Consider the following 15,632-nt stretch of genomic DNA (forward strand, 5'->3'; position numbering starts at 1 on the left):
AATACACGTTACAAAAGTTAATAGAGTATTGATGATAAAGTATTTAACTTAGATTGTTTAGCGTTATCTTGAACAAAAAAATTAACGTTAGATGTATTTCTCAAATGTCTCTTTTAGCGTTTGAATATTTCGCTGCCATGTAAAGGGCTTCGCGTACTTGATGATCGCTTGTTTATCCCAATGTTGATTGAGCGCTAAATCAAGTTTGTTGGCTAGGTCTTGATAGTTGTGAACATTACATAAATAGCCATTTTGCTCGTTGAATAGAATTTCTGGAATACCACCAACGGCTGTCGCTACCGATGGTACACCACAGCTCATTGCTTCTAACACGACATTAGGAACACCTTCGGCATGACTGGGAAGCGTCAGCACTTGACAGTTTTTTAGGACATCAGCGATTTCGTGATGACTTTTGTTGCCCAAAAACTCGACTTTACCGACTAGACCTTGTTCTTCGGTGTAGGATTTTAAAGTAACTAAGTCAGGGCCATCACCAATAAACAACAACTTGTGTTGTGGGTGTTTATCAATGATTTGTTTAAAGCCGTCTACGGCATCAAAAGCGCCTTTGCTTCGTTTGATATTACCAACAAAAAGAATCGTTTTTGTCGGTGGTGTATCAGAAGGGGTGAATAGTGCTTGGTCGACACCGTTGTATATCACGATGGGGATGTCTTGTCGCACCCCGATTTCTATTAATCTTTGGCGCAATGCATCACTGACACAAAATACGTGTTTTGCCTGATTCGCGACATATGTGATTTGCTTTCGCAAGCTCGGTTTTTGGGTCAATACATTGATGTCACTGCCATGTACTTTAAGGAAAAACGGAATTTTAAAAAGTTTGGCAAACCAACATCCCGCTAAACCATCTGGTAATGCCCAACAGGCTAAAAGAGCATCGGGCTTTTGTTTTCGCATCCACAACCAAGAATTAAGAAACAAAGAGAGAAAAAGCAATAAACCATTAATGGGCGCGCCTATTACAGGTAAGTGGATCTGCCAAGCGTATCTTACATTGCTTTCCTTGGGAATATCGTTCTTTAACCACTCACTTAAAAGAATAGGCACTAGAACAGAAACATTGAAGTGTTCTTGTAGCATTGCTGTTTGAATGCCGTTGTAGGTACCTCTTGTTTTTTGCCAAGGTACTGGGTGGATTTTAGTAATAACCAATAAATTTTTTTTGTTCATTGTACGTCTTTTACTTTGCTTGTTAGCGTGCTGTGTGTTCGTATGCACCTAAATCCAATAGGTTTGCACGTGGTATTAATTTTCTACTAGTCATTAATTGTTGTTGCTGATCTAAGTCTGTCGAGTGCTGTGCTCTAGGTGGAGCCTGGATATATTCATAAGCGCCCAAGTCGAATAGACTCTCTCGAGGCATTAATCGACTTTTTGTATTGAGTTGCTCGTTTAACAGGGTACCTTCTAATTCGAAAACAACGGGCAGGGCTTGCGCTTTGTAACGAGCGGGTGAGTCTGAGGTCAGCCTGAAATCGTTATACTGCTCATTCTCAAAGCCTATATAGGTGCCATAATGAAGCTTGCCTGTTTTTTCTACCGCACCCGCAAATACTTGGTTGTCTGCACCCTCGGTAATTGGGTGCTTAAGCCAATTTCCGCCAGCAATCTCTAATTGACCAAATTTAGACAGCCAACTTAAGGTTGTATCGCCTTTTGAGTAAATAATATTATTCGCAGCAAATACTTTTTCCTCATTGGTATCCATAATAAATAAAGCCGTGCGCCAACGAGATTTTCTTTGGTTATCACTTTGATTGATATCAAGGTAGAGCGTGTTATATAAAAAGAACAAGGTGCCTTTGCGATATATATTATAAACCGTAGTATCGCCACCATAGTGAATTAAGCGTGACGCAAAAGGCCTATCATCACTACGACTCTTACTGATAATGACATTACCAACAACATAAGTTTTGTCGAAATCCGGCTCATTGAGCATCAGGCTATAACTATCTTCAGGATCCACTAAATCGATAGCATAGGTGCCGGCATAAATTTTGTTGTTTTTGATGACGGTACCCGCTGAACGATCTTTTATCGCGGCACCTTGTGAGAGTTGTTTGAGTGGTTTGATTAAGTTGCCTTCAATTCTAACCCCAGATGCTTGGGTATAAATATTGTGTTGGAAATAACTATTTGCAACACCATTATCGCTAAAAGTATTGTTTTTTATTAGGATATTTCTAGATAAATCCGCTTCCGAATCTTTTGAAAGGACAAATATGGCATTGCCATTATTGACAAACAAGCAGTTTTGAATGGTTAAGTTTTCAATTAAGTTAGCCCAAATTGCCGAAGAACTCTTGCTGTATTCTCGTTTATTGCCAAATTGGTCGGTAAAAGAATTGCCGATTAATGCATCCCTAAATTCGATTCCTTCAATAATAATATTTTGAGGTTTTTCTCCCCACTTCATTTGACTGGAGCGCTTAATAAATATTAGTGCATTAGCTTCATCCCATTTAGCATTAAAAAAGCCGTTTAATGATTTTGGCGTTGTAGCATTTTGACCTGAGATCACAGGAAATTTACCGTTGCGACCACGCACACCTTTAATGGTTAGGGGTTGATCTTCGCTAGCCATAGTATGCAAGCCAATTTTGGTTCGATAAGGAATATCTCGACCAAAGATCAACACAGTATCTCCGCCTTTTAGGGATAACCAGTCGATTTCATCTAGCTCTTTAAACTGTTGATTTGGACCAACATTATAGGTTGTAGCATATAGAGGGTTGGCAAAAACAATATGACAAAAGACACATAAAGTTATGATGTTGAGAATTTTTGAAAACATGGTGAGCTCTTAGCTTTACGGGCAAGTGACTAACTTTATATATTGCATCTTAGTTTTGTTTACAAAAAAAAACCAGATGATTTACATCTGGTTTTTATTGCTAAAGTAGTAGGGATTACTTGATGCGTCTACGACGACCAGCAAAACCTGTAGCTACTAAACCTAAGCCGAATAATGCAATTGCTGCAGGCTCTGGAACAGTGCTTACTTTGAATTGAGCTAATAGTGTGTTGGTTTCTTGCTCTTTAGTAACAAAACCAAAACAGTCAGCTGAATCTTCACACTCATAGCCGTCAGGTAATGTTGATAAACCTGATAAGCGAGTTGTAACGTAGTACACTGTGTCACCCCAACCCGTTAAAGGAAGGCCTTGGTCATCTGTTAAGATGAATGGAACAGTGAATTGGATGAAGTCTGCACCAACAACAGGCTCAAATGGTAAATCAGATAAACCAGTGATCTCGAAGATGTCACCACAACCGTTGATATTGTCACCGCTGTAGTTAGCTTCGCCATTTGGACAGTTGCCATCTTGGTCTACTTGCTTGTTCGGTGTTTCATAGAAATTAATACCAAACTGTAATTGTGGTGCAAAGTATGGAGCAAATGCATCAGGGTCACCTGCATCACCAGGCTCAGCAATCCAAGCTGTTGGCGTAAGTGTTAAACCATCTAACAATGTTGCTTCTTTTAATGAGTCACCAGTGATAACCCAGTTTTCGTGCATTACAGACGTACCGTCTGCCCAGCTCCAGTCGTTAGTGCTGATTGAACCTGTAATAGGGCTATCAATATCTAAACTACTTTTAGGGTCACCGCTGTTAGCGCCAGCCGCTGGAATACCCCATGTAAGTGATGTGTTTAACGAATTGTCAGTGCCGTCAACAGCGAAGTCACCATTTGTGTCTAAGATGTTGTTAGCATTTACTGAAAGTAAATCATTAGCACCTGTAGACGAGTTACCTGAAGCTGTTACGTCATCAGCAGTAGTTGCTGTGTTTGTTGAACCGGTCCAAGTCGCAAAACCGGCTTGGTTGTCGTATGACCACTCGGTAACTATGCCAGCATTAGCAGATGTTGCTAAAACTGCAGTTAGTACACCAGCGCATACTTTTAATTTAGTTTTCATAATCTTTCCTTGGTCGACAGTATTTTTTAAGAATATCGCTTACAAGAAAGCATCAAGTGTGCCAATGTTTATTTTTTCTTTATAAACAGTGGTTTATGTTGTTGCTCGATTCTTGGCTTTGATGAGGTGTAAAAAAAACGGACATGAGGTATCAAGGCATACAACCTAGGCTTTTACACTGCGTTACTTGCCATTGCAACTTAGTTCCTGAACGGTTAACAAGCGCATTTTTTAGTCGCTCTAACTTTAACTTATGGATTGGCGTGGATTTATCGTGATGACTAGACACTTGTAGGTTTATTTTAGTTAAGTTTTTACCGTTATTAATATGGTATGTCTTGGTAGCACCTACTTGTTCTTCATGTATTACAGAATAACCAGTAGGTGTTAGTTCATTAGCAAAATAATCGACTTTGCTATCTAAATTGTTAGGTTTAAAGTAATAATCAATAGCGATGTAGTCATTTGTCGTCTGACATATTTTGTACGTATTTTCTAAGGTTGGTAAGGGTAATGTTGCCAGGGGCTCAGATTCTTCACAGGTGATGGCGTTATAGTACGACTGATAACTTACTTGCTTTAAATAATAAAAAGTTACTATTGCGATACAAAATATCGCGATATTAACTTTAGCTAGCGAAAGGCTGCTTTGGATTGGCGCGATTTTTTTTGGGGCACTCAATGAGCTAGTGATTTTGTGACCATAATAGAAAAGACCCATCATGTACGGTATGTATAAATACCAACCGAAATTGTTGTGGTCCTTCATTAACGGACTTTCCATATTGGTTTCGTGACCGATAATGATAAGGAGTGCGATCCTGATCCAATTGGTTAGCAGTGCACCTAATATAGCGAAAGCAAAAAACTTAATTGCTGATTGAGTATCTCGTAAATAGAGATAAATATAAAGACAAGAAATGGCTAATGAGACCAACAAGTACCGAAGACCAGAGCACCCGCCAGCAATTTCGAAAACGCCCGCAGGTATGGTAATAAAATTACCATCGACATAGACGGGGATGTTGGTAAACGACATTAATTTAGTCACCGCGACAACAGATAATTGCTGTAATGGTGTCACTAAAACTCCCCAAATAGGCAGTAAAAAAATTAGAAAAGCAGCTGGGAAAAGTGATTTTATTGATGGTTTAAAGAATAGGTTAATACTCGAGAGTAACAATATTAGTGTAGCGAGGCGTGCTATATTGGTTAACTGCGCTAGTGTTGCTATATGGGTAGCGTAAGCTGCTAATATGAATATCGCGATAGCTATCGTCGAGATTTCACTTCTTAACGTCAATGCACCTTCTTTGATATTTTCCCAATATAAGTATCCAGTGATCAAAACCACCAAATAAGCGTGAGAGTATGTACCATCATCGAAGCTGTGAAGCCATATGTTCTCTACCACATTTACATGTGATAGAAGAACACCCAAAAATACGAGTACTAGTGAAATCGTACTCGCTGAAAATGCTTTTAACATAACGCCTTAGTTTGCACTCATAAGTTTTAGGATTGACTCTCTATCTTTACTAGCGTATCCGTTTAGTAGCGAATCAAGCTTTACTTGGTTCTTGTTTAATTTATAGGCGCTAGCTAATCGAGCCGCTATCTCAATGTTGCCACTGTCAATACTATTGGCACGCTCTAATACTTCAATTGATTCTTTTAGTGAGTTTTTATTGAGATAAATCATTCCTAGTGTATCTAAAACTTGTGGGTTGTTTGGGGCCAAGTTTGCCGCTTGTTCGGCATAAGTTAATGCTTGATCAAGTTGGTTGGCATCAGCAAGTAACCAAGCTAGGTTGTTAAGACTGACGATATCTTTAGGATTCGCTTGGACTAATCTTTGATAGCTGCTAATTGCGTCATTTGGTTTGGTTGAGATCTGAAGTTGCGCTAAATACTGTAAATATGTCTTAGTATGTCGATTATTTGCTATTTCACTTTCAACAAATGATATCGCTTGTTCAGTACCTTCATTTTCTTGAATGGCAATAGCTAAGTTAATCCCAGTTGCGGCATGCTTTTTCTGTGCGTAAGACGCTGAGAGATATTTTTGTGCTTGCGCGAACTGCTTTTGAGCTAAATAAGCTTGTCCTTGAACTCGTTGAACAAAAGCGTTGTCACCATAACGTTGCGCTAGCGTATTGATTTTTTTGCTTGCAAGCTCTGTCGAGCCCGTTGCTAGCAGAAAATAAGCTTCGTAGGACAATAATTCAATATCATTTGCAAGGCTACCGACTGATAGCGCTGATTGAGTCACTTTAAGTGCTTCGTCAAATTGCTTCGTTGTTTCAAAAAAGTTGATTGACGATAGATAAGCGACTTTATTCGTAGGCTGGCTCGTTTGCCATTGAGTAAAGACATCAACCGTTTCTTTTGCTTTGCCTGCTTCAATTAATGTTGTGGTATAACTGATAAGGTAATCATTGGACAAAGATGCAAAATCATCAATCCCTTGGAAGATATTAATAGACTTGTCGATTAGCCCTTGTTTGGCATAACGACGAGCGAGTACGATTCTTGGCCATTGAGCCCCTTGATTTTGCTCAACTTGCTTAATTAGCTTCTGCTCTAATTGAGGCTCTTGTTGTGTTGATATGGCATTTTTTATCGCCAGTTGAAACGCAAATTTAGACTCGAGAGTAATAGCAAATATCTTATCGAGGTACTCGTTTGATTCATCGAAGTTTTGACTGCTAGATGTCATAACTGCTAGGTTAAATAGTGCCGTAGTATTATTGGGCTCTACCTCAACCGCTTTTAAAAAATATTGCTTGGCCAAGGCGTTATTGTTGGCATTCAAAGCAACGTTACCTCGAAGAATTAATGGCTCAGGGTTTGTTGGTTCCTGTTTTATCCAATTATCTGCGACCTTAGCTGCTGCCTCCGTATTGCCGTCAGCTAAATGCTTCATTGCAAGCGCGATATTGGCGCCTTTAAAGGTTGGATCAATGGCTATTGCTTGCTCTAGATCCGATATCCCACTGGCATCTTGGTTGTTAATTTTAATCATCCCAAGCTGAGCTTTTACCTTGGCATCTTCTGGCGATAAATCAGACGCTTTTAAGAACAGTTCTTGTGCCGCTTGATTGTTGCCTTGATAAAACTCTTCCATACCAACAGCGGTTAATAACTCAACGTCTTCTGCACTGAGGTTGTCGTTGCTCAATAGCTCTTGATCAAAGTCATCTACATAACCAAGCTTGACTTGTAATAATGCTAAAACGCGATGGATTTGATGGTTTGCAGGCAAGGCGTCAGCTATCGCGTTTAATTGATAATAGGCTTGCTCATAATTGTTTAAGTAGTAACTACTTAGCCCTGAAATCATTTGAGCAAGACCGTTATTAGTGTTATTGGCAACTCTATCTGAAAGCTCTTTAGCTCGTTGGTAATTCTGCTCGGCGAACTGGATTTGAGCGTCAATCAAATTGATCGTTGGATGGCGGTCATTGATTTTGTTTAATTCACTAATGTGAGATTTAGCGCGTTCGATATTGCCTGCTCTTACATGGTTATATGCTGCCAGTAATCTAACGGCAAAGTTTTGAGGTTTTAGTTTGAAGTATGCCTCATACGCACTGGCTGATAACGAAAACTCCCCTTGATGGTTATACAAATTACCTTGAAGTAACAATGCTTCGACAAACGTTGGGAACGTTATTAGTAATTCATTAACTTGACTTAAAGCCGTTGCGTGATCTTGTTGAGCAGCCGTGTAGAGGATTTGTCCAAGCTGACTTTCCTTAGCGGTGCCATCTATTTCAGAAGCAAGGTCAAAGTGCTTTTTGGCATCGGTGTTGTTGTCGAGTGCTAAAAATGATTTACCAAGTAAAAACTCTTTCTGTAACATTGCCGTTTGGTCGGAGAGTGCTACGTCGCTAAGCATATCTATAACATCTTCATTCTTATTTAATGCGTGAAATGTGCGTGCTAACAACATTCTCGTCGTTTGATCATTAGGCGCATATTCAATTGAACGAAGTAATTCTTTTTCTGCAGCTAAGTATTGCTCTTGATCAAAGTAAAGTTTACCTAATAAAAATCGAGCTTGAGCATTTTTGGGGTTTTCTTTAATAACATTTTTAATGTTGATAGAAGCTTCGGCTATTTTGCCTGCAGCAATATTTTGCTCAGCAAGCGCCAGTGTTTCCTCTTCAGATAACGGTTTAGAGCAAGCTGAAAGAATAGATAAAGTTAAAGCACTTAAGAGAACTTGTTTGCGAAAGTTCATGAATAAATTCCTTTTAACAACGCATTAGCGATTATTTAAAAGGAATATTACTTCGCCACCACTTTTTTCGCAATCATAAACATAATTCTTGGTAGTAAACCGGCGTTGCCGAAGGGGCGCCATGTTTTAACGAGCTTGTTTCTGTACGCGTCAAAATGCAGGCCATGGGGGGCGTGGAGAATTTCGCCACGGTTGAGTAAAATTTTCAAAGCGTAAGTTTCAGCAATGCCGGCACAAAGGTTGACTGCCATGCCCGTCGATGGCCCTCGCTTTTCATGGAAGCTTACCGCGCTTTCATCAACTAAATACGGTCGTTGTAACATAGCGGGTGATAAGCCAATTAAAAATTGGATAAGTTGGTCTTCTTCGTTTTTGCCTTCAAAGCGAAAATATTCTTCATAGCTCATTTTGCCTGGCATAAAGCACAAAAACGCACACCCCATTCCCAAAGGCGCTGCAGTGACAACCGGAATATTTTTCTCATAACATTTTTGAAAAACAACTTTGCGAGCTTCTAGGGCAAAAAAGTCTAGGCTATCAACATAAAGGTCAACGCCTTCGAGGAAATCATCGACGTTATGAGCAAAGATACCGTCAGGATAGGAACGAATATCGGCTTCTGGGTTTATATCTCTGGCCATCCTCTCCATTACAGCGACTTTATCTTCGCCAATCGTTGACATAAATGCGCCAAATTGGCGATTGAAGTTGTGTACTTCAAAGTCATCAAAATCAGAAATACAAAATTTGCCTATGCCTAAACGAGCAAGTGTCAGTAAGTGAGCGCCGCCAACGCCTCCGGCACCTGCTATAGCAACGCGTTTATTGCGTAATTGCGCTTGTTCTTCTTTAGTAACCCAGCCAATATTGCGGCTAAATGCTTTATCGTAATCGAACATAAAGCTCCTCTGAGTGATTTTTTGGGGTTAATTTTCGGTGGCAGTCGCGATCAGTTGCTTCGCTAGGTCATCATGAATCGCGTCGTACAGTGCTCTAAAACCTGGCGTTAAATTACTTAAAAAGATATCAGGGTTGATGTAATAAGGTCCGCGAGTACCGTGATACTCAACCGGCGTGCCTAAAGGCTCAAACTTAATACCAACAAATTTCATGCTGCGAGCAAGCCGAGGCTCCATCATTACGTAAACGTGTTTAATACCCGAGTCGATAGCCATTGATGCGGCAACCATGTACAGCCCTATGGCGATGAAGGGGAAGCAGCGGAGTTCTTTTTCAGAGTAGTTATGTTCGCTAATAACACCGGTTGCAGAGCCTTTAAATTGGTCAGTGCGACGACGACGAAACTCTGACCTAACAGCCAACCGAGATATTTCACAAATCTCATTTCTGTTGAAGTTTTTTGGATCTAACGCTGGGTTTTCAATCGCTGCGGCACAATATTTTTCTATTGGCAGTAATTCGCCTTCGTTGAGCGTTCTTACTATTCGTACACAACTGGCAAAGTTATCTGAAGGTTTGTGTTTGATCATGGCAAACAGTGATTGTTGGTCAAACTCGTCGGTTTCCATGCCGTCATGTCTGACGGGTTCAAAACCAAGTTCTTCACAATAAACGTTATGGCGGATTTTAAACACTTCATTTTTGAGTTCAGGCGAATCAGCAAAAACAGGTTGTAAAAACTGAGTGAAGTGCGAAGCAATATTCTGCGCATCACTATTCGCTTTCATCGAAGCAACTTTTTTTGTTACATCTCCAATGATGGGAGCGTTGAGTATCTTTTTACTCCAGTTCATCCTGATTTTGTCCCCTTAACTTCTATTGCAGGCCATTTGAAAGAGGAGGCTCGCAAACAACACGTAAATTTAGTATATCGTAGATTTTTGACCTAGCTAGCTTTTTTCTTGATTATTTGAGATTTATACCAATTGCTTTAAATATGTTCCACGCCTACTTTAACGGGTAACACATCACAGGCGGTTTGGTAACCGGTTTGATATAACTGCTCTTTCTTTTCGCTAGTCATAGTAAAATCTACCGCTGAGCTATTTCCCGTATTGACCACAACAGTATTGTGCCAAAAAGCATCATTGATATATTCACGTGAAATAGTTGTCATGAACGTACGGATCAATAACGTGATGTAGTTAAATATCGGAAACATTCCGTTGGTGCTGAGCTCGTCTGTTTCATGCTCGCCTCTAAGCCTAAAGCATAGCACAGGTGTACCATCTTGCGCCCAATCACGGTGTAAAGCGTCTTCCGAGAGTATACTGCCATCTACCATCAAGTGCTGACCAAAGGTTTTAAAGCTAAATACCAGTGGAATAGACATAGAGAACCTCACCGCGAGTGAAACTTTTAAATCAGGCGTGTGCTCTGCATCAAAAATTACTGGGCTACCCTTTTTCACATCAGTCGCGACAATATGAAGGTTTTTATCGAGCTCTTTGAACGTTTTTCCTCGCAGGAGGCGATCAATCCACCGCTCGAAGACGTCACCAGAGCTTAAGCCGCCGTTACGCAATAATTTGAATAGTGAAAACTCTCTAAATTGGTTGTAGTTGGTCTCTAGCGCGATATGCTTTATTTCTTCGCAGGTCAAACCGCTAGCATACAAGCTACTTACTATACTGCCTCCAGAAACACCAACGAGGTGGTCAAATTCAACTTGGTGCTCTTCAAGCGCTTTTAAAATACCAACATGAGCGGGTAAACGGGTGCCGCCACCTGCAAAAATAGGCACTACTTTTCTTTTCGATTGCATTTTACCCTTTGACTTACGAGATATTCCTTACATGATAGTAAGTATGGTCAAAACGAATATTTTTGCTCACAATAAACTAAAAAATTTACCCTAATAGTTAGAAATACAAGGAATTTTGATGAGAAGCCTGATTTTTTGCATTGTTTGTATGGCATTTATCTCGCCGACAATGAGTCAAGAGCTCGTTGCACGTATCAAGCAAATCAAGCCAGCGGTAGTGGCTATTGGCGTATATACACCCACTGGGCGACCACAAAATCAAGTTTTTGGCTCAGGCTTTGTTATTGGTGATGGTACGTACGTAGCAACGAATTATCACGTCTTGCCCGAAATGCTTGATCAATCGATTAATCAACAGCATGTGGTCTTTAGTGGCCAAGGTAAGCAAGTGAAAACGTTTCTAGCCTCAGTGGTAGGTTACTCAAAACAACACGACTTAGCGATATTAAAGTTAACACAAGGCCAACTGCCAACAGTCAAGTTGGCTGACCAACACTATATTGATGAAGGCCGTGAAATCGCTTTTACCGGTTTTCCTATTGCTAGTGTGCTCGGTTTATACCCGGTAACCCATCGCGGCATTATTGCCAGTGTGACGCCAACAATTTCACCTGTTGCTGATAGTAGACAAATCAATACCCATATGCTCAAACAGTTGAGAAACCCATATCTAGTGTATCAGCTCGATGCCACTGCATATCCGGGTAACAGTGGTTCTGCCCTATATCGCATAGATAGCGGTGAAGTGGTTGGCATTATCAACAAGGTCTTTGTTCAGCAAAGTAAAGAAGGGGTGATCAGTAACCCAAGTGGTATCACCTATGCCATTCCAGTAAAACATTTACACGAATTAATGAAAAAACATCAAATACAGTAACGAGCGAAGATTTTTACTGTTTAGTTGGGTTATTCGGCAGATGCGAGTTTAATCTGTGATGTTTCTGAATCAGAAAATAATGACGATACAGGTACTAACTCAATGTTGTGCTTGGTTAAAGTCGGTAGCAGTTGTTTGAGCGCAATAATCGTTTCAGGGTGAGGGTGTGCAATGCCGATGGCAAATTCATTGTGCTTTGCTTTTTCGACTAACTGTTCAAACTGCTGCTCGATGTAATCAGCGTCGGTGTGGTTATCGAGGAAAACGTGACGATGTAAGTGGGGTACGCCATACACGTGAGCTAATGCTCGCGTTTTAGATTTTGATGTCGTCATGCTATCAACAAAAAATAATTTGTGTCGTTTCAAAAACTTCATTGTGCTCGCCATGGGTTTTTGGAGCTTGGTCAGGTGGCTACCCATGTGGTTATTGATACCAACGGCAAACGGTATTTCATCTAGTGCTAACGAGAGTTGGTGATTGATGTGATCATCGTCCATATCACTGGTAATTGCCCCAGGGCCTAATAATTTACCACTACTGGCTTCCATTGGGATATGTAAGAGTACATCTTTTTTCGATTGATTCGCTTGTAAAGCGAGTTCTTTGGCAAATGGTGTGTGCGGTAAAAACGCGTAGGATATTTTGCCCGGTAAGGTGAGGGCGTGTTGATCGGTTTTTCGATAACCAATATCGTCGATAATGATCGCTACTTGGCCTGCGTTGAGGCATAAAAAAGGTTGCAACAATAAAATGGAAATTAAGACAAATCGCACGATGTTATTATTATTTTTAGATGATTTTTCTCTAGCTTATCAGCGCGTTTAATTTGAGTAAACCCATGGTCGTTATCATTTCAGAAGAACCAAGTAATAGCGAACATCATTCTAGTGTTGTCAGAGGCCAGAATCAGGATGACGAAAATAAAAGAGGTGTCATTCCGGTGTTGTCTTAGGCCGGAATCTCTAATCGAGCTAGCCTTGATTGTTAGGCTTGTAAGATCCTGAGCTCGCTTTGCTCCTCAAGATGACGAAAATATAAAGGGCGAAATAACCTGTCAGTATTATCGGCACCACAAGCGAGGATTAACAGCTTGGCCTTTGTGGCGAATCTCAAAATACAAGCCTGATTCCACTCGGCCACCACTTTGCCCTGCAAGCGAGATCGGTTCACCTGATTCAACGCGATCACCAACATTCTTAAGCAAGGTTTGGTTGTGGCCATATAAGCTCATGTAGCCATCACCATGGTCGACAACAATCACTAAGCCATAGCCTTTTAACCAGTCAGCGAATAACACGGTACCACTGTGGATGGTTGATACGGTTCGGCCAACAGGGGTTTCGATCATGATGCCTTTCCACTTGAGGTAACCTTGTTTTTTGCTGCCAAATCGATTGAGGTGCTTGCCGTTTACTGGCCACGTAAGTTTATGCTTTAATTGGCTCAAACCTTCTAATTCTGCTTCTGCGCGCGCGAGCTTCTCTATTTCAGCAAGTGCAGCAACTAAACTTTCTTCTTCGCGTTTTAATCGCTCGAGTTTATCACTACTCGATTCAATCGACTTATTGAGTTTTGCGACACTTTTTGCTCGCTGCGCTTTTTGCTCTTTGAGCTCCTGTTGTTGAGCTATTTGTGTCACTTTTAAAGCGTTGAGCTTTTCTGATTGGGCTTGATACTGGCTAGTGACTTCAACAAGTTGCTCAATGGTTTTTTGAAATGCTTCAATTTCAGCAATGCGAGCGTCATTAAGGTATTGGTAATATTTTAAGGTGCGTTGAATGTCGCTAGTTTTTTCTTGATTGAGCAACAATTTTAAGTAATCGTGTTGGCCACTCGAGTAGGCCGCTCTTAATTGTTGTGCGAGCAATGCTTCTTGCTTTTGCTTTTGTTGAGTGAGATTTTTTTGTTGTTTTTTTAATTCGACTAATTTTTGTGATGTTTCAGTTAGCGATTGCTCAGTCTTGTTGAGTGCTTTCGCCGCTTTTGCAATGGCTATGTCATCGCGTTTTAATGCGCGAAGTATTGTATCGCGTTGCTTGTTAGACGCATTCAATGCGGCCTGTTGTTTCGCAATCGCTTTTTTTACTTCATTGAGTTGCTCATTAGTTACTGACTTGTCGTCGGCAAGCACTGAAACAGGCATTAAGTAACTTGTGCTACCTAATGCCAACATGAGCAAAAACGCTTTTAACCGCAACATGTGTTATTTTAATTGCATTAAGTTTTTACCAGTCATTTCAGCTGGCTGCTCTAACCCCATTAAATGAAGAATGGTTGGAGCAATATCACTTAAAGTACCTGATTGCGCAGGCGTTGCATCGCGACCAATGTAAAGTAATGGTACCGGCTCGCAGGTATGTGCCGTGTGTGCTTGACCCGTTTCAGGGTTAACCATTTGTTCGGCATTACCGTGATCGGCAGTAATTAAACATTCGCCACCCGTTTTTTCAAGCGCTGCTAATACCCGACCAATCGAGGCATCTACTGCTTCACACGCTTTTACCGCAGCGTCAAATTTCCCTGTGTGGCCAACCATATCACCGTTAGGGTAGTTACACACGATAAAATCAAACTCACCACTTTCAATCGCGCCAACTAATTCATCGGTGAGTTTTTCTGAGTTCATTTGTGGTTGTAAGTCGTAGGTTGCCACTTGTGGCGAAGGCACTAAAATGCGCTTCTCACCAACGAATTCATCTTCACGACCGCCAGAGAAGAAGAAGGTAACATGGGCGTATTTCTCGGTTTCCGAGATGCGCAGTTGTGTTTTGTCGTTTTTCTCTAACCACTGACCTAACACATTATTCAATGACTCAGGTGGAAAAGCGCAACTGGTTTTGATGTCGGCTGCGTATTCGGTAAGCATAACGAAATCTGACAAAGTTGGCGTTGCCTTCTTTTTAAAACCATCAAAGCCTGGTTCGGTAAAGCAACGAGTAAACTGACGAGCGCGATCCGCGCGAAAGTTCATAAAGATAATACTGTCACCGTCGTTTACCTTAATAGTGTCTCCGTTGGCATTGGTAATTGCAGAAGCACTGACAAATTCGTCATTTTCATCGCGTTGGTAAGCTGCCTCTAACGCCTCAATTGCAGAGCCGTATTGATGATCTGCTTGGCCACAAACAATCACATCGTAGGCTTGCTCAACACGGTCCCAACGTTGATCTCGGTCCATGGCAAAGTAACGACCACTAATTGAGGCGACTTGGCCGCAATCTAGTTTTTCAAACAGTGCTTGCGCTTTTTCAAGTGAGGGTTTAGCGCTGCGCGGCGGTGTATCGCGACCGTCTAAAAATGCGTGTAAGTAGACTTTACTTGCGCCTTTGGCTTTAGCAAGCTCGATCATGGCAAAAATGTGCTCTTCATGGCTATGCACACCACCCGGTGACATTAAGCCACAAAGGTGAACTGCACCACCTTTGGCAATGGCTTTTTCAACCGCAGAAACCAACGCAGGATTATGATTAAATTCACCATCTTCAATGGCTTTGGTAATACGTGTGAAGTCTTGATAAACCACGCGGCCGGCGCCTAAGTTTACATGACCAACTTCAGAGTTACCCATTTGCCCGTCAGGTAATCCAACTGCCATTCCCGAAGTATTGATTAGCATGTAAGGGTATTTAGCGTTTAGCTCATCGAGCACAGGCGTATTGGCGTGATAAATCGCATTTGACTCTGTGTTTTCGCTGTAACCCCAACCGTCTAAAATTAATAATACCGTTGACTTCTTGTTTGGCATTGCTGCGTTCCTACCTAGGTGAAAAATATGGGTGAATAAAAAACAGGCTCTATTTTACACACTACGGTTTAAAATACACTGGC

At 41.0% G+C, this 15,632-nt stretch carries 12 protein-coding genes; 1 reads left to right on the plus strand and 11 read right to left on the minus strand.

All coding sequences use genetic code 11. The annotated features are described in order from the left end of the window. Positions 1 to 87: 87 nt before the first annotated feature. The 8 genes from LP316_RS04175 to LP316_RS04210 form a co-directional block, all read right to left on the minus strand. Positions 88 to 1,197 (minus strand): glycosyltransferase, encoded by a 1,110-nt coding sequence (locus LP316_RS04175; protein WP_193022824.1) that lies wholly within the window; start codon positions 1,195 to 1,197, stop codon positions 88 to 90. Positions 1,198 to 1,219: 22 nt separating this feature from the next. Further along, positions 1,220 to 2,824: a right-handed parallel beta-helix repeat-containing protein gene (locus LP316_RS04180; RefSeq protein ID WP_193022825.1), complete on the minus strand. Its 1,605-nt coding sequence runs from the start codon at positions 2,822 to 2,824 to the stop codon at positions 1,220 to 1,222. A gap of 115 nt (positions 2,825 to 2,939) precedes the next feature. After that, entirely contained in the window at positions 2,940 to 3,953 is a 1,014-nt protein-coding gene (locus LP316_RS04185; RefSeq protein ID WP_193022826.1) for a THxN family PEP-CTERM protein, read from the minus strand. A gap of 151 nt (positions 3,954 to 4,104) precedes the next feature. Continuing rightward, positions 4,105 to 5,442: an exosortase gene (gene xrt, locus LP316_RS04190; protein WP_193022827.1), complete on the minus strand. Its 1,338-nt coding sequence runs from the start codon at positions 5,440 to 5,442 to the stop codon at positions 4,105 to 4,107. A 6-nt stretch (positions 5,443 to 5,448) separates the two neighbouring features. Continuing rightward, a complete protein-coding gene (prsT, locus tag LP316_RS04195) occupies positions 5,449 to 8,199 on the minus strand; it encodes an XrtA/PEP-CTERM system TPR-repeat protein PrsT (protein ID WP_193022828.1) in 2,751 nt (916 codons plus the stop codon). A 47-nt stretch (positions 8,200 to 8,246) separates the two neighbouring features. Beyond that, positions 8,247 to 9,098 (minus strand): ThiF family adenylyltransferase, encoded by an 852-nt coding sequence (locus LP316_RS04200; protein WP_193022829.1) that lies wholly within the window; start codon positions 9,096 to 9,098, stop codon positions 8,247 to 8,249. A 27-nt stretch (positions 9,099 to 9,125) separates the two neighbouring features. Beyond that, on the minus strand, positions 9,126 to 9,887 hold the full coding sequence (locus LP316_RS04205) for a PEP-CTERM/exosortase system-associated acyltransferase (RefSeq protein WP_413470665.1): 762 nt from the start codon (positions 9,885 to 9,887) through the stop codon (positions 9,126 to 9,128). A gap of 203 nt (positions 9,888 to 10,090) precedes the next feature. Then, positions 10,091 to 10,924 carry a patatin-like phospholipase family protein gene (locus LP316_RS04210; RefSeq protein WP_193022831.1) on the minus strand — a complete coding sequence of 278 codons (834 nt, stop codon included), beginning with the start codon at positions 10,922 to 10,924 and terminating at the stop codon, positions 10,091 to 10,093. Positions 10,925 to 11,042: 118 nt separating this feature from the next. Here LP316_RS04210 and LP316_RS04215 point away from each other — a divergent pair, with 118 nt between their 5' ends. Continuing rightward, positions 11,043 to 11,801: a S1 family peptidase gene (locus LP316_RS04215; RefSeq protein WP_193022832.1), complete on the plus strand. Its 759-nt coding sequence runs from the start codon at positions 11,043 to 11,045 to the stop codon at positions 11,799 to 11,801. 29 nt (positions 11,802 to 11,830) lie between these two features. Here LP316_RS04215 and LP316_RS04220 read toward each other — a convergent pair whose 3' ends face one another. From LP316_RS04220 to gpmI, 3 genes are all read right to left on the minus strand, one after another. After that, positions 11,831 to 12,577 (minus strand): divergent polysaccharide deacetylase family protein, encoded by a 747-nt coding sequence (locus LP316_RS04220; protein WP_193022833.1) that lies wholly within the window; start codon positions 12,575 to 12,577, stop codon positions 11,831 to 11,833. 287 nt (positions 12,578 to 12,864) lie between these two features. Continuing rightward, positions 12,865 to 14,004 carry a murein hydrolase activator EnvC family protein gene (locus tag LP316_RS04225; RefSeq protein WP_193022834.1) on the minus strand — a complete coding sequence of 380 codons (1,140 nt, stop codon included), beginning with the start codon at positions 14,002 to 14,004 and terminating at the stop codon, positions 12,865 to 12,867. Positions 14,005 to 14,007: 3 nt separating this feature from the next. Continuing rightward, entirely contained in the window at positions 14,008 to 15,549 is a 1,542-nt protein-coding gene (gpmI, locus tag LP316_RS04230; protein WP_193022835.1) for a 2,3-bisphosphoglycerate-independent phosphoglycerate mutase, read from the minus strand. Positions 15,550 to 15,632: the final 83 nt, after the last annotated feature.

The sequence above is a fragment of the Thalassotalea sp. LPB0316 genome, assembly GCF_014898095.1.
GTDB lineage: Bacteria > Pseudomonadota > Gammaproteobacteria > Enterobacterales > Alteromonadaceae > Thalassotalea_G.